Genomic DNA, 15515 nt, shown 5'->3' with positions numbered 1-15515 from the left:
AGCTCCGCGCCGGCGTATTCGACTACATAGAGACGTACTACAACCGCAGGAGGCTACATTCGACCATCGGCTATCTGACCCCCACCGAGTTCGAGGCGCAATTTGACACGAAGGCCACAGAAGCAGCATAATTCGTCTGTCTACTAAATCGGGAACGCTTCAAAGGAACCCGGACGGCCACCGGTCCCGGGAAGCTCACCCGGAGCGGCGTAGGGTCACTGGTCGCGTTCGCCGGTGGCGGGTGTGCCGTTCAGCTTGCCGGGCGGGGGCGGGGCGGCGCTGTCCGGCGGGGTGGGCCTGGCGTGGCCTGGCGTGCCGCCGCCGCCGAGCATGGTGCGGGCCATCTGGAAGGCACTCGTGCCCTGGGAGAGCGCCTGGGCCAGGGCGTCGGAGAGGCCGGTCGCCCCGTTCAGCACGATCAGCTGGTCGATCGCGCCGAACGGCTTGGCCGCGGCCTCCACGATGGCCGGCCACTGCTGGGCGAGCTCCTGGCCGATGACGGCGTCCTGGTTGACGGCGAGCGCGTCGGCGCGCGCCTTGATCGCCTCCGCCTCGGCCAGGCCATGGGCGCGCAGCGCGTCCGCCTCGGCCACGCCGACTGACCGCTTGGCGTGGGCACTCGCCTCGCCGGCCTTACGGGTCGACTCGGCCTCGGCCGTCGCCAGAACCTGGATCTGCTGCGCCTTCGCGCCCGCTTCGGCGCGGACCCTCGTCGCGTTGGCCTCGGCGGCCAGCTGGATCTGGCGGGCGTCCCCCTCGGCCGAGCTGATCTTGGCGTCGCGGTCGGCGCGGGCCAGGGTGGCCTTCTCGTACGCGCGGGCGTCGGCCGGCTTGCGGACGATGGCCTGCAGCCGCTGCTCCTCCCTGTTCGCCTCCAGCTCGGCGACCTTGGTCTGCTCGACGACAACCTGCTGGTTGGCGACGGCTTCGGCCAGCGGGCCGGCCTGGGTGGCCCGGGCGGCGGCCTCGTCGACCTCGGCCTGGAAGCCGGACCGCTTGATCGAGCTGTTCCGGCTCGCCTCCGCCTTGAGCGCGAGGGCGATCTGCTCCTGCTCGGCGGCCTGCCGGTCGGCCTCGGCCTCGGCGATCCTGGCCTGGGCGGCCACGGCCGCGACATGCGGGCGGCCGAGGTTGTGGATGTAGCCCGTCGGGTCGTCGATCTCCTGGATCTGCAGCGAGTCGACGATCAGTCCCAGCTTCTCCATCTCGGTGCCTGAGCTCGCCCGGGTCAGCTGGGTCAGCTTCTCGCGGTCGCGGATGAGGTCCTCGATGGTGAGCTGGCCGACGATGGCCCGCAGGTGGCCGGCGAAAACGTTGTGCACCCGGGTGTCCATCTTGTCCTGCTGGTCTAGGAAACGACGGGCCGCGTTCGCGATCGAGACGTAGTCGTCGCCGACCTTGAAGATGACGACGCCCCGGATGCCGACCGGAATGCCCTGCTGGGTGACGCAGTCGATGCCGAGCTGGGCGGCCCGCAGGTCGAGGGACATCTTGCGGACCGTCTGGACCCCGGGCAGGACGAGCACACCCTTACCAGTCACGATCTTGAATCCGAGACTTTCGGCCACGGCGTCGGCCGGGCCTCTGCGCGCACGCAGGCCGGAGATAATCAGCGCCTCGTTCGGCTCGGCGACCCGCCACATCAGTTTGAACAGTCCCACCGCCAACAGGACGCCAACCGCGACCGCAACGATGGTGATGAGCAGCACGACCCCTCCAGGTTTCCCGCGTGCCGGCCGAGTCCGGGCTCGCCGGCCGGCCTGCCCGCCCGGTTTCCTCTTCTACACGGAAGTGCTTTCTGGACTGACTGGGCGGAGCCTTACCGACGTTTCCGACCAGGAGCCGCGCGGGCGCTTCCGGAGCGGAATTGTTACATATGTCCGCCGGAAAACAAGGGTCTTCAGCCGCCAACCCGAGACCGGGGGCGGGCTGTCACAGCCGTACGACCACCACGGTCCTCGGCGGGAAATACTCGACGACGAGCACCCGCGAACCGACCGTGATCGTGGCCTCGCCGTTCTCGGCATAGGCGTGGAAGGCCTCCGAGCCGCCCCGCACCGGCAGCATGACCTCACCGACTATGCCCGGCGCGATTTTCCCCGTCACCCGTCCCGACTTGCCGATCACTACGTGGTCAGCCATACGGCCCTCCGGGTGACTACCGCCGCCCACGACCCGCGCCGACCCACCCGTGAAGGGTGCCGCCCGCCAGCCGCTACCGGCCAGACGTTACAGCGCAGGCCGGCGTTGACGGGTTCGCGTCGGTCAGGCGGCCTTGTCGCGCGCGGCTGGCTGGGCGGCGGGCTCCTTGCGGGCGACGACGCGGTAGACGTTCGATCGCCGGCCGGTCAGCAGGAACGGCAGCATCACCGCGTCCACGACGGCGGCGAGGGGAAAGAGCGGCACGGTGACCGTCTGGGCGGCGAGCCGGCGGGCACGCCGCCAGGCGGTGGCCTCGTAGGGCAGCCAGGGCAGGGTGGGGTCCGGCTGCAGCTTCTGGGCCAGGTAGAAGACCGCTCCGACGGCGTCGCCGAACATGTGCGCCGGGCCGAAATCGACCTTCACCGTCCGCAGGCCGCGTTCGGCGAGCGCCCTGACGAGCTCGTCGGGCGGGATGAGGTGCAGGTGCTGGGGCGGGCACAGGCCGACCCAGAAACCGCGGAAAAGGCGGAACGACGGCCCCTGCGCGTGCGGGACCTCGATGATCAGGTGCCCGCCGGCGGGCAGGGCCGCGGCCGCCGTGTCGAGCTCGGCGCGCGGGTCGGGCGTGTGCTCCAGGTAGTGGAACATGCTGATCACGTCGTAGCGGTCGGCGATCTCGTCGAGGAGGTCGGGAAACATCTTCCGGTACGCGCGGCCCACCCAGCCGCGCCGTTCCGCCTCGTCGATCCCGTGGCCCATGTCGACCGCGTCGAACGTGACGCCGGGCAGCAGCCCGGCCGCGACGAGGCAGAAGTGCCCGTACCCGGCGCCCACGTCGAGCCAGCTGGCCGGTTTGGCCTCCGGCGGCAGCAGCTTGGCCCGCGCCCGGTAGCCGAGGTCGGACGCGGCGAACATGCCCTCGATCTGTTCCGTCTGCAGCCCGTCGTAGAAGTCCCGGTAGTAGAAGTCGAGACCGGCCGGCGCGAGCCGCGGGTTCAGGAAGACGTGCTGGCAGTCGCGGCACTGGTCGTACCGGAAGCGGCCGGGCTTGCGCAGGGTGATATCGGCGGTCTCGGCACGCGACACGAGCGCCACCGATCCGCACCACGGGCAGGACTCGCGCCGTTCCTCGAGCATCGTCGCCACTCCGGTGGCGATCTCCTCCTGGTAGAGCGCCCGGCGGCGGCGCTCCTCGGAGTCGGGCACCGTTCCTTCCCGACGCGCGAGGGCCGCCTTCTGGGCCGCCGCGCGCGCAGTGTGGACGGCGAACACCGGCCATCCGGCGAGCCTGCGGGCCGAGACGGCGACCATGTCGCCAGCCGCCGGGGAGAACCGCCCGGCGGCGACCGCGGCCGGCTGCGCGGTGGTCGCCACCAGCGCCGCGAGGCCCCACGCCGGGCTCGCCAGGCACGAGGCCGCCACCGCGGCGGTGCGTGCCGCTGGCAGGACCGCCATCGCCTGGTAGGGGTGGTGGCAGGCAGCTACGCGCAGCTGGACCCGTTCCGCCGCGCCACCGTCAGGGGCGGCCGTCAGGCCCGGCACGACCGCCAGATCGGTCGTCGACGGCGCGTACTGCTTGAGCCGGCGCGTCAGCTTCGCCAGCTCGAGCGCGGAGTAGTCGTCTCGCTCCTCGACGTTCGCGCGGGCGAGAACCTCCCGGTCGACGAGAAGCGCCTGGCCTGCTCCCCTGCCGGGCGCGAAGCGGTTCGCGCGGTACCGGGACGTGTCCACCAGCCGGGCAAGGTCGAGCACCCGCTCTGACACCAGGTCCTCCGGCACGAGGTCAAGCACGTCGAGCCCGTGGCGCCGCGCGTGCGCGCTCGCGGCCCGGCGAGCGTCCTCCGGCAGCCCGACGCCGTCCACGACGAGAAAGGCGTGCGCCGCGTCGACCGGGTCGTTGCTCTCGGCGGCCCTGGCAAGCTCCTTCAGCCGTCCTCGCAGCCGAACCCCGTTCGCCACCACCAGGGCACATGTCGTCATCGCGAATAACCGGCGCATGGGGCACTCCTACTCGCAAGGTAGCCAAGACCTTACAGAACCCCTCCGAACCGGCCCTGGCCACCACCCTACGCACTCTCACCACCCGACCGCCGTCGCCGGCACGTCCCAGCCCGCCTCTCACCCGGCCGGTTCGGCGGCTCTGTCCGGCGGTGCTGTCCAGCTCCTCCTGGCCCGCGGCATCGCCCACGCCGTGAGCCTGATCAGCGGTTCTGTAGCCGGATCCGAACCGGCGAGGGCCTGGAGTTCGGATCCGGATACAGTCCCGGCGATCTTCCGTGCCCCGGGCGGGTAAACGTGGCCGGAGACGGCACTAACGCATCAGCTCGCCGCTGTTGACCAGGAGGTACTGGCCGGTGACAGCCCTGGAGAGGTCCGAGCAGAAGAACACCGCGGTGTCGGCCACCTCGCGGTCCTCCGTCATGCGGCGCAGGGGGAAACGGCCGGTGATCTCCGCGAGGATCTCCTCGGTCGTCTTCCCCTCCGTCTGGGCACGGAAGTCGACGTACAGCTGGACGTTGGGCCCCCACATCCAGCTGGGCACGACGGTGTTCACGCGGATCCCGTCGGGGCCGAGCTCGTCGGCGAGGTAGTACATCGCCGACAGCAGGGCGCCCTTCGACGCCGCATAGCCCGCCTGGGGCATCGCCACCTTGAACGCCGACTGGCTGCCGACCAGGACGACCGAGCCGCCGCCCCGCTCCTTCATGACCGGGACGGCGGCTCGCAGCAGCCGGAGACTGCCGAGGACATTCGTGTCGAAGGCCCTGCTCCATTTGGTGAGGTCCGCGTCGAACAGCCCGCCGAACGCGTCCTCGAAGGCGGCGACCTGGACCACGCCGTCGACCGAGCCGAAGCGGTCCACGGCCGCGGCGACGAGCGACTGGCAGCTCTCCTCGTCGCAGATATCCGCCGGGTGCGCGAGAATCCGCTCACCCGTCGGGTCGAGCTCCTTCGCGGTCTGGCGTAAGCCGTCGGCCGACCGGGCGGCGACGACCACGTTCGCGCCGGCGGCGAGCATGGCCGTGGCCATCTCCCGGCCCAGACCACTCCCTACCCCGGTGACAACAGTGGTCTTGTTCCGCAGCAGCATTCTCGTTCCTCTCCCCCGGCCTCGGCCCCGGCGGGCGAGAAGGCCGGTCAGCGTCGCCTGGAAACCGCCGGTCACCGCGATGCGCTCCGCCCCCGCCGGAATCGGCCGGCAGCTGACGAGTCGCGCGGCGAGCGGCCTGGGGCGCAGAACGCGTGGGCGAGAACCGCTTCGGCACAGTCGCCCTCCGCCCCGCCGGGCCGCCGCACCATCAAGGTCATCCAGATCCGGGCGGTCAGGATTTCACATAGTGACGCCGGGAACGCCTCACCACCAGCCCCGCCCATCCGGACACCGCAATCCGATGGCACTCACGGTGACGTGTCCGGGCGTGGGCCGGGCCGGCGGACCAGGCGGGACGACGGTGGACACCGCCGGTGCCGATCAGCGGACCTGGCGGCCGGCGCGGACCGCATCGACGCCGGCAATGGGCACCGGCCCCGTGATCCTCGGCCCTCTTCCGCTACCGGCCACAGGCTCTCCGGATGCCACTGGCTAGCGTCGACGTGGCGGGCCTCGCGGCCCGGTGGATCGGAGGGTGTCGTGGCCGGCGGGCGTATCGTGATCGTCGGTGGGGGGCTGATCGGTCTCGCGATCGCCCGTGCCCTGATCGCGCGCGGGGTGCGCGACGTGCTCGTACTCGAACGGGCGACGCTGGCCAGCGGCGGGACCGGCAAGTCCAGCGGCATCGTGCGGTGCCACTACGGCGTGCCGTCCATCGCCGCGATGGCCTGGCGCAGCCTGCCGGTGTTCGAGGAGCTCGGCGAGGCCGTCGGGTTCCGGCAGGTCGGCTACCTGGTCGCCGTGGGCACCGAGAACGTGGAACCGCTACGCGCCAACACCGAGACCCACCAGGGGCTCGGGATCAACGCGGAGATGATCTCCCACGACCGGGCGGCCGGGCTGTGGCCGTACCTGCGCCTCGACGACCTCGCGGCCTTCGCCTACGAGCCCCGCGGCGGGTACGCCGACGCCTCGCAGCTCGCGAACCATTTCGGCCTCGAGGCCCGCGACGGCGGCGCCCGCATCCGGCAGGGCACGCCCGTGACGCGCATCCTGACCCGCAGGGACAGGGTGACCGGCGTCGAGCTCGCCGTCGGCGAGGTGGTCGACGCCGACGTCGTCGTCGTGGCCGCGGGCTGGTGGTCGAGAACGCTGATGGCCGGCGTCGGTGTCGACCTGCCCGTCCAGTCGCTGCGCTCGGAGCTGCTGGTCGTCGACGCCGGCGAGCCGCTGCGGGACCTGCCGGTGCTCTCCGACCTGGTCAGCCTGCAGTACGCGCGCATCGAGGGCTCGGGCGAGCTGCTGGTCGGCAACAGCGACCACAGCCAGCCGACGTTCGCCGACCCGGACGACTACTCCAACCAGGCCGGCGAGGCCGGGCTGGAGCGGGCGGCCGAGAAGGTGCTGCACCGCTTCGACAAGTTCCCAGAGCCGGCCGTGGCCCATACGTACGCCGGCTGCTACGACGTCACACCCGACTGGAACCCGGTCATCGCGCCGGCCGGCGCGGACGGGCTGTTCCTCGCGGCCGGCTTCTCCGGCCACGGCTTCAAGATCAGCCCGGCGGTCGGCACCCTGATGGCCGACCTGGTCCTCGACGGTGACAGCCACGACCGGGACATCCCGGCGGCCGACTTCCGCCTCGAGCGCTTCGCCGAAGGGAACCCGCTGACGAGCCAGTACCCGTACGTGGGCGCCGGCGAGATGCGATAGGCCAGGTCCGATGAGCGGATGCTGTTCGTGCGCAACCCGACCGGTGTCTCCCACTCACCGGTGGAGTACGCCGAGCCAACCGACTGCGAAGCCGGCGCCACAGCACTGACCACCGTCCTGCGCTCACTGGCGGCGAGCTGCGCGAGCTATCCTCGCAACCCGACCACCGATAGTGACGGCGCTTCGGCGCAGTGTCGACGCAACCACTTCGTCGGCCCGACACCGGTTGGGCCACCGTCATATGCCTCAGCCCGGAACCACGCGAGGAGCAGGGTTCCTGCCGGATCGCGAAGCGATCTGGGAGGTTAGGCTCAGCGCCCGACAGGCGGTGCCCGGTGGCGGGCGCGAAGCGTCCGTCACCGGACCGCCTCAGACGCCTAGAGGCACCGTTCCGATGATGCCGTCCGCCGCGAGTTCAGCGAGCCGCGCCTCGTCGAGGCCCAGCTCGGTGCCGAGCACCTCGGCGTTGTGCTCGCCGAGCGTCGGCGGCCTGCGGCGGTGCGCCCAGCCGCCGGAGAAGGCGCGGACCGGCAGCAGCGGCAGCGGGATGCTTCCCGCCCACGGCAGCTCGACCAACCGGTAGAAGCCGCGTGCCGCCAGGTGCGGGTGGTCGTGGACGAACCGGCCGTCCCGGACCTCGCCCGCCGGGATGCCCGCCGCGAGCAGCCGCTCGACGAGTGCCCCGCGTTCCTGCCCGGCAGTCCACGCGGCGATCCGCTTCTCGAGCTCGTCGGCCCGCGCCCGCCGCCCGTCGGCGGTCGCGAGCTCCGGGTCCCCGGTGGCCCGGCGGCCGGGGTCCATCAGCCCGGCGAGCGCCTGCCACTGCTCGTCATCCGCGACAGTGAGGGCAACCCACCGGTCGGGTTCGGCCGTCGGGAACACGCCCTGCGGGGCCGCGACGGCGTCCCGGTTGCCGAGCCGTTCCAGCAGAACGCCCTCGGAGGTCCACGCGAGGACCTGCTCGCTGGCCATCACCAGCGCGGCCTCGGCCAACGGTGACTCGACGAGCGTTCCCCTGCCCGTCCGACGGGCGGTGAACAGCGCCGACGAGAGCGCGAGAAGCGAGTTGGCCGCGGCCATCGGGTCGGCGGGGCCGCTGGGGTTGTGCGGGGCGGCGTCCGGGTAGCCGGTCCGCCAGCACAGACCGGAGAACTGTTCGACGGTCTGCGCGTAGCCGATCATCGACCGGCGCGGCCCCGTCAGCCCGAACGCGGGCATCCGGAGCATGACCAGCCGCGGGTTGAGCTCGTGGACGGCGTCCCAGCCGAGCCCAGCCGACTCGAGCACCCGCGGCGAGTAGTTCTCGATCAGCACGTCGGCCCCGGCGATCAGCCGCGCCAGCAGCTCCCGGCCGGCGGGCACGGAGAAGTCGACGGTGATGCCGCGCTTGTCGCTGTTCCCGCCCAGGTAGAAGGCGCCCTGCTCCCACCAGTGGTCCTGGGTCGCGGGGGCGGGGCCGACCAGGCGGGCGCCGTCGACGCGCCGCGTGCTCTCCACCTTGAGCACGTCCGCGCCGAGCGCGCCGAGCGCGGTACCGACGAAGCCACCGACCCACCAGGTGCCGAGGTCGAGCACGCGCAGGCCGGCGAACGGGAGGGCGTCGTCCGGCACGCCGGCCCCCGCCCCCGTCTTCGTCGCCACCCGCGCCTCGGGCGGTGACTCCTTGTCGCGCCGCGGCCGGACGCCGTCGAACAGGAACGGCGGTGCCGGCTCCAGGAAGCCGGGGTCGTGCGCGTTCGGCTGGTAGAAGCCGCGGTCGATGACGTGCGGGTCCGCCAGGATCGTCCGGCCGTTGTGCACCGGCGCGCACGGGATCCGGAAGGCGGATGCCTGCTCGACCACCTCGGCGACGGTGTGCCGCGTGGTCCAGGCCCGCACCGCGGCGGTGAACTCCTCATACCGCTCGTAACGGCCGAAGTGCGTCGTCATCTGCGGGTCGCCGAGCCAGTCGGCGCGCTCGATCAGGACGACGAAGTCCTCGTGGTTCTGGGCGGAGGCCAGGTTGAAGCCGACCCAGCCGTCCGAGGCCGGCTCCACCGAGGGGTTCAGCCGGTTGCGGTACGGCGGTGCCGCCGGCGAGGCACCCGTGATAGCGGCGCCGACGTCCTGGAAGAGGTTGGTGGCGTATGCGGTGACCTCCAGCAGCGGGGCGTCGACCAGCCGGTGGGCGCGGCCGCCCTGGACGGCGGCGACGGCGGCCGCCGCGGCCATCGTGCCCGTGACCCAGAGGCCCTCGGAGCTGCCGGTCATGAGCGGGGGCCGGCCCGGCAGCCCGCGCATGGACAGCGAGCCGGACTCGGCCTGGATCGTCAGTTCGCTCCACGGCCGGCCGGTACCGGCCCACGGCCCGCGCAGGCCCCAGGGGGTGATCACTACGACGGCCGCGTCGCCGAATCCCGCGAGGAACTCCTCGTCGGGCGCGTCGGGAAGCTCCAGGATGACGATGTCGGCGGCGAGCGCGGCGACGTCGGCCAGGGTGCCGGGCTGGTCGACCTTGCCGAGATGCAGGTAGCCGCTGAGCGCCGGCCTGAGCGACGACGCGCCCGGGTCACCGAGGCGGGTCACGTGCGCGCCGGCATCGTGGAGCGTCCGGCCGGCATAACCGCCGGCGATGGAGCGGGACCATTCGGCCACGCGAAGGCCGGCCAGTGGACGGCCAGCCGGCGCCTCGGCCGTTGCTAAGAGATCGGGATCGGGATCGGGCCGCGCAGTCATGTCAGCTCACCGCCATCAGGTCGCCCAGGACGGCTCGCCGCCCGTCCGGTCTTGATGAGCCCCCGGGGCGGGGACGATGCCCTTTCCACCTTCATAAGGCCACCGCCGCCCAGACGCCAGGCAAACAGGCGACCGGGGCGCGGGAACGGCGACGACGGCGCGGCGGCGCGGCGGCGCCGTGTCACTGCAACAGGCCGGACCTTCGGGCCACGGCCACGGCCGCGGTCCGGTTACGCACTCCGAGCTTGCTCCGGATGGTGCGCAGGTAGGCCTTGACCGTCTCCGGGCTCACCACCAGCCGCTCCGCGGTCTCGGCGTTGGACAGCCCTTCGGCCACCAGCCCCAGGACGTCCAGCTCGCGCCGGGTAAGCGCGACCGTCGCCTCCTCCGCCCCAGCCATCGACTCCAGGACGCTGTCCTCGAGCAGGTTCCGGATAGCGGCGATCCTTGCTCGGGCGGGCGGGGCTGAGACCTCGAGGGTCAGTCGTTCCAGCTCGCTGTCGATCTGGAGCAGCACCCGCGAGTCCACGTTCCACCGCTGCGGGACGTCGATCCCGTGCGTCCTGGCGGCCTGGGCGGCGAAGGACTCCACCTGCCGCGCGAACGACAAAGCGGCGTTCGTCGCCACAGCTTCCATTGGCCTGCCTGCGCGCCAGGCCAGGTAGAAGACAAACATCAAGCGGCCGTCCAACCGCAGCGGAACAGCGAGCACGGAACGGATGCCCTCGTGGCAGTCCGCCAGGCTCTGACCGGCGGCATCGGCATGTGCGCGCCCGTCTCTGCTCGCGGTCACCACGTGCCGGCCCAGGGCGACGACCCGACCGCCAATACCCTGATCCGGCGCCGCGGTCGCCCCCAGATATTGGTCCGTTCGTGCACCGTCGGCGCATCGTATGGTCAGCATCCTGGTGCGGGGATGGACGCGCCCGGCAAGGGCGATATCGGCGTCGAAACGCTCCCTCAACCGGGACGTCACCTTGGCGAGAAACTCGTCAGCCTCGGCACAGTCAGACGGCTCAGATGCCATTGTTGCTCTCCTCAACAACCCCCCAGGCCACCCACCGACGGGATCTCGACGAGCGTGGCGACCAGGAGTTCCCCCATTTCCTGAAGCTGGTCGACGACCCGTGCCGGAAGAATACGACCGGTGTCTCGTCCCGGACAACCAATAGGCGGAGCCGGCCAGGAGGCCGCTTACCGGCCAAATGACCGTGCATATACACACCCACGAGGGCACCGGTGGAAGGCCGGCCCGAGCCCTGGTCACCGAAGCGGGCGGGCCGGCCTCGGGTATCGCCCCCTCGGGGTGTCGTCCGTCAGGTTTGTCGCTCCTCAGGCGGTCGTCATCGCGCGCGGAGACCGTCGAGGATGAGCGCCAGGATCCGGTCGATGCGCGCGTCACCGCTCTTCGGGTCGATCCGCCACAGCACGCTGAGCTGCAGGAGCACATCCTCGGGGTCGAGGCCGGGCTTGAGGGCGCCGGCCTTCTCGCCCGCCGTCAGCAGGGTCGCGATGGCGGCGACGAACGGCTCGTACGCCGGGTCGTCGAGCCCGCCGTTCGTGGCGGCGTGGACGACCTCGGAGACGCCGAACTTGAGCCGGGCATAGCGGGCGACCTCGTCGAACCAGCGCCCGAGCGCCTCCAGCGGCGGATGCTCCGCCAGCAGCGCGGGCGCCAGGTCGATGAGCTCGCCGATGTCGTTGCGGTAGAGCTCCATCACCAGCGCCTCCCGGGTCGGGAAGCGCCGGTACAGGGTCGCGATCCCCACGCCCGCGCGCCGGGCGATCGCGCTCAGCGAGGCCGAGCCGTCCTCGCTGAGCGCCGCCCGCGCGGCGGTCAGGATCAGCTCCCGGTTGTGGCGGGCGTCGGCGCGGGTCGGCTGCGAGCTCATGCGAGGTCCTTCGAGGCAGGGCGAATTCCAGACCTGACAAAGTGGAGTGCCCTCCACTACAGTCGAGCTGTCAGCGGAGACCCCTCCACTTATCTTGTCACACCACCTCGCCAGATCACTTCGAAGGAACCGAACATGACTGGACCTGTCCTCGTCACCGGCGGCAGCGGCTACATCGGCGGCTGGGTCATCGCCGAGCTTCTGCGCCGCGGCCACGACGTCCGCGCGACCCTGCGTGACCCCGGCCGGGCGGCCGAGGTCGCCAAGGCCACGGCCCCCGCCACCGGCTCGGCCGGCCGCCTCACCTTCGCCACGGCCGATCTGTCCGCGGACGCCGGCTGGGCCGAGGCGATGGCCGGGGCCGAGCGCGTCCTGCACGTCGCGTCCCCGATGGGGATCAGCTCGGACGCGGGCCCCGAGTCGCTCATCCGCCCGGCGGTCGGCGGCACCCTGCGGGTCCTGCGCGCCGCCGCGGACGCCGGCGTGCGCCGAGTGGTGATGACCTCGGCGGCGAACGCGGCCAGCCCGTCGTCCTACACGACCGAGGGCGTCACCGACGAGACGCTGTGGACCGACCCCGACGACCCCACCCTGATCCCCTACCGGCGCGCCAAGACGCTCGCGGAGAAGGCGGCCTGGGGCTTCACCGCCTCGCGGGCCACGGCTCCGGAGCTCGTCACGGTCCTGCCCGGCGCCGTCTTCGGCCCGATCCTGTCCCCCGCGACGATCGGCTCGGTCGGGATCATCGCCCGCATGCTCAGCGGCGCGATGCCCCGCGTCCCCAGGATCGGTCTCGAGGTCGTCGACGTCCGCGACCTCGTCGACCTGCACCTGCGCGCCCTGGAGCGCCCGGCGGCGGCCGGGCAGCGCTTCCTCGGAACCGGAGAGTTCATCTGGATGCGCGAGATGGCGGAGCTGTTGCGTTCCAACCTCGGCCCCGTGGCCGCGCGGGTGTCGACCAAGGGTGTTCCCGACTTCGCCGTCCGGCTGGCGGCCCGCAGCGACCCGGCGCTGCGCGAGATCGCCCCGGCGCTCGGCCGCCGCGGCCGGCACAGCACCGCCAAGGCTCACGAGCTCCTGGGCTGGCAGCCGCGCCCGGCGGCCGACGCCGTCCTCGACTGTGCCCGCAGCCTCCGCGAGCACGGCGTCGTCTGACCGCCTCGCCGGGCTCCATCGCCCAGCCGCTCAGCCACTCAGTCGTTCGGCCGCTCAGTGATCCTGGGGACAACGGCCGCCGGGTGTGCGAAGGAAGATCATTTTCGCACACCCTTTGGCCCTCTAGCGCGCGAAGTTGAGCCGAAGGCCTGGCCAGGGCCACTGAAGCGAGTAGAGAATGCCGCGTCCTGCCGAGCAGATGAACGCGGTGTCGCCATCCGGGCCGCCGAAGCAGATGTTGGTGACGTACGGGTCGTGCTCAGACGTCACAAACTCCTGGAGAACCTCTCCATTCGGGCTGATCGCCGTGATCCCCGACTTCTCCAGGTTCGCGACGCAGACGTTGCCGGCCCCGTCGACCGCCAAGCCGTCCCAGTGATGCTCGCCGCCGGTGGAGTACAGCTCGGTCCTGGCGCCGAGGGTGCCGGGCGCCTTCACATCCCAGGCGAGCACCCGCCCCGAGTAGGTCTCCGAGGCGTAGAGCTTCGTGCCGTCCGGCGACAGTCCCATCCCGTTGGGATACTCAAGCCCTTCTTCAGCGATCCCGATCGTTCCCGCCACGGGGTCGGCGTAGTACAGCACGCCACGGGTGGTGTCGACGATGTAGCACGAGCCCTGCTCGTCGAACACGACGTCGTTGAGATTGCCGATGGGCGTGCCGTCGACGTGCGTGAACACGACGTCGACGCCTCCCGTGGACAGGTCGACCCGCTGGACGTATCCGCCCTCGTTGCCCTCGGCCATCCAGTAGGGAAACCGGATCCCGTCCTCCGTCTTGAACGCCAGCCCGCCGTTGTTGCAGACGTAGACGGCTCCGTCGGGCCCGAGCGCCGCGCCGTTGGGACCGCCGCCGCAGTGGATGGGCGACACCGTGCCGTCCGCCTCGACGCGGGTCAGCGCACCGCCTTCGATCTCGACCACGAGCACCGAGCCGTCGTCAAGCGCGATCGGCCCTTCGGGGAACCGTAGGCCGCTGGCCAGCACCTTCATGCGTGGACCTCCATGCCGCACCGGGCGTACCGAGTCGAGCACCCAGACCGAATCGGGCACACGGACCGACATTGTGTCAAGTCGGACGAACCCGGTCGACCAATGGCCGCCGGCCTGACGGGTCACGAAACCGCGGCGGGTGGCGATCGCCGGGTCGGCATAGGCCGGACTGTTCCGTAGACGGTGTTTCCGGCGGGACCGCCGGGCCCGCGGCCGGATCCCCGGCCAGGACCTGGTCACCGGCATGGCCAGCCCGGCCCGACGCCGCTAGTCCGAAGTCGTTGCCGGCGGGGGTGACCGGCGCTGCCAGGGCACCTGCCTGCGCGTCGTCGAGATGGGCTGCGGAGCTGGCCAGGAACCGTTCGACCAGTGCGGTGGTCGCCGGGGGCGAGAGATCAGGACAGGCGGGCGGGCAGGCGGCTCCAGCCGCGCAGGACGCGGTTGGCGCGGCGACGGGCGCCCGGGAGCATCGTCACGTCCGGGTACCGGTCGAAAAACGCGCGCAGACCGACCTCGCCCTCCATCCGGGCGAGCGAGGCTCCCAGGCAGAAGTGCCGGCCGGCGGAGAAGGAGACGTGGTCACGGGCGTTGGCGCGGGCGACGTCGAACGTCTCCGGCTCGGCGAACACCTTCGGGTCCCGGTTCGCGCCGGCGAGGACGGTCACGACGTAGGACCCCGCCGGAACGGCGACGCCGCGAACGTCGAGGTCGCGGATGCTGATGCGCCCTGTGAGGAGCACCGGAGGATCGATCCGGAGGATCTCCTCGACCGCGCCCGGCCACAGCTCCGGCTGGCCGCGCAGCCGCCCGAGCTGCTCCGGGAACCGGCTCAGCAGGGCGATGCCGTTGCCGAGCAGGTTCACCGTGGTCTCGAAGCCGGCCGCGAGCACCAGGCCGGCGATCGACTTCAGCTCGCCCTCGTCGAGCCCGCCGTCCTGGTCGCGGGCCACGATGAGCTGGCTGAGCAGGTCATCGCCCGGCTCACGCCGCAGCCGGGCAAGGTGCCCGGTCAGCCACGACTCGAAGTCACGCAGGGCGGCGGTGACGGACCGGAACTGCCGGAAGCCCAGCCCGAAGTCGAGGCTCGGCGCGACGGCGGATCCCAGCGCCAGCACTCGAGGCCGCTCACCGGGCGGGACCCCGAGAATCTCGGAAATCACGGTGACCGGCAACAGGGCGCAGTACGCGGCGACAAGGTCCACGGGCTCGGCGGTGACGAGGCCGTCGAGGAGCTCGGACGCTATCTGTTCGGTGCGCGCCCGCAGGTTCTGGACCGCCCGCGCGGTGAACACCCGGCTGACCAGCTGGCGGTGCCGGGTATGCATGGGTGGTTCCGTGACCAGCAGCGACGGCGGCTCCATGGGGTGCAGCAGGTCGGGCGCGGTCCGGGCCATCAGGCCACCGAGCAGGCCACCGGTCCTGACCGGGCTGCCGGCCCGGAAGTCACCGCTGGCGAGAACCTCCCGCGTGACGGCATGGTCCACGGTCAGGAACGCGAACCGGCCGCGGTAGAGCGGCCCGGCGGCGCGCACCTGCTCGACCGCGTCCCAGACCTCTCCCCCACCGGCACCCGCGACGATCAGTCTGCCCTGCAGGTCCCCCCGCCGCGCCGCGGTCCGCACGGCGACACGGGGAAGCCCATGGGCCGCGCCCCAGTACACGGTCGACCGGGCGTCGTCGCGCACCCGGCCCGGCAGCCGCGGACGCCTCCCGGCCGGCGGCGTCGTTGCCTGTTCTCCGCTGCGAGCCGGCCGAATGCCCTGGTTCGTGGACATACGACCAAACTAGCCCGCCATGGCTCCGCGGGGGAGGCACAC

12 protein-coding genes are annotated in these 15515 nt (G+C 71.8%); 3 read left to right on the top strand and 9 right to left on the bottom strand.

What is annotated here, in order from left to right; translation table 11 throughout:
- A partial coding sequence (locus BCD48_RS45710; protein ID WP_157910451.1) for an IS3 family transposase occupies positions 1-131 on the top strand: 131 nt, incomplete at its 5' end.
- Positions 132-215: 84 nt separating this feature from the next.
- Here BCD48_RS45710 and BCD48_RS08415 read toward each other — a convergent pair.
- From BCD48_RS08415 to BCD48_RS08400, 4 genes are all read right to left on the bottom strand, one after another.
- Positions 216-1709 carry an SPFH domain-containing protein gene (locus tag BCD48_RS08415; protein WP_116271456.1) on the bottom strand — a complete coding sequence of 498 codons (1494 nt, stop codon included), beginning with the start codon at positions 1707-1709 and terminating at the stop codon, positions 216-218.
- Between the two features lie 223 nt (positions 1710-1932).
- Positions 1933-2142: an NfeD C-terminal domain-containing protein gene (locus tag BCD48_RS08410; RefSeq protein ID WP_083418330.1), complete on the bottom strand. Its 210-nt coding sequence runs from the start codon at positions 2140-2142 to the stop codon at positions 1933-1935.
- 123 nt (positions 2143-2265) lie between these two features.
- On the bottom strand, positions 2266-4140 hold the full coding sequence (locus BCD48_RS08405; RefSeq protein ID WP_071047751.1) for a class I SAM-dependent methyltransferase: 1875 nt from the start codon (positions 4138-4140) through the stop codon (positions 2266-2268).
- A 313-nt stretch (positions 4141-4453) separates the two neighbouring features.
- Complete coding sequence (locus BCD48_RS08400; RefSeq protein ID WP_071047750.1) at positions 4454-5233, bottom strand: SDR family oxidoreductase; 780 nt, start codon at positions 5231-5233, stop codon at positions 4454-4456.
- A 540-nt stretch (positions 5234-5773) separates the two neighbouring features.
- Between BCD48_RS08400 and BCD48_RS08395 the strand changes: the two genes are divergently transcribed.
- Positions 5774-6946 (top strand): NAD(P)/FAD-dependent oxidoreductase, encoded by a 1173-nt coding sequence (locus tag BCD48_RS08395; RefSeq protein WP_071047749.1) that lies wholly within the window; start codon positions 5774-5776, stop codon positions 6944-6946.
- Positions 6947-7315: 369 nt separating this feature from the next.
- On the opposite strand, the gene BCD48_RS08390 is transcribed toward BCD48_RS08395, so the two are convergent.
- The 3 genes from BCD48_RS08390 to BCD48_RS08380 form a co-directional block, all read right to left on the bottom strand.
- Positions 7316-9661, bottom strand: a complete 2346-nt coding sequence (locus BCD48_RS08390; protein ID WP_083418328.1) for a CoA transferase — start codon at positions 9659-9661, stop codon at positions 7316-7318.
- A 181-nt stretch (positions 9662-9842) separates the two neighbouring features.
- A complete protein-coding gene (locus BCD48_RS08385; RefSeq protein ID WP_071047748.1) occupies positions 9843-10688 on the bottom strand; it encodes a LuxR C-terminal-related transcriptional regulator in 846 nt (281 codons plus the stop codon).
- Positions 10689-11004: 316 nt separating this feature from the next.
- The gene (locus BCD48_RS08380) at positions 11005-11553 is read right to left on the bottom strand and encodes a TetR/AcrR family transcriptional regulator (protein WP_071047747.1); all 549 of its coding nucleotides are present in this window, start codon (positions 11551-11553) and stop codon (positions 11005-11007) included.
- A gap of 135 nt (positions 11554-11688) precedes the next feature.
- Here BCD48_RS08380 and BCD48_RS08375 point away from each other — a divergent pair, with 135 nt between their 5' ends.
- The gene (locus BCD48_RS08375) at positions 11689-12708 is read left to right on the top strand and encodes an NAD-dependent epimerase/dehydratase family protein (protein WP_071047746.1); all 1020 of its coding nucleotides are present in this window, start codon (positions 11689-11691) and stop codon (positions 12706-12708) included.
- Between the two features lie 123 nt (positions 12709-12831).
- On the opposite strand, the gene BCD48_RS08370 is transcribed toward BCD48_RS08375, so the two are convergent.
- Complete coding sequence (locus BCD48_RS08370) at positions 12832-13698, bottom strand: SMP-30/gluconolactonase/LRE family protein (RefSeq protein ID WP_071047758.1); 867 nt, start codon at positions 13696-13698, stop codon at positions 12832-12834.
- 395 nt (positions 13699-14093) lie between these two features.
- On the bottom strand, positions 14094-15473 hold the full coding sequence (locus BCD48_RS08365) for a cytochrome P450 (RefSeq protein ID WP_116271455.1): 1380 nt from the start codon (positions 15471-15473) through the stop codon (positions 14094-14096).
- Between the last annotated feature and the right edge of the window lie 42 nt (positions 15474-15515).

This window comes from Pseudofrankia coriaricola (assembly GCF_001854805.1).
GTDB lineage: Bacteria > Actinomycetota > Actinomycetes > Frankiales > Frankiaceae > Pseudofrankia.
Note: the sequence above shows the minus strand (reverse complement) of the source record. Positions and strands in the feature narration are given on the sequence as shown.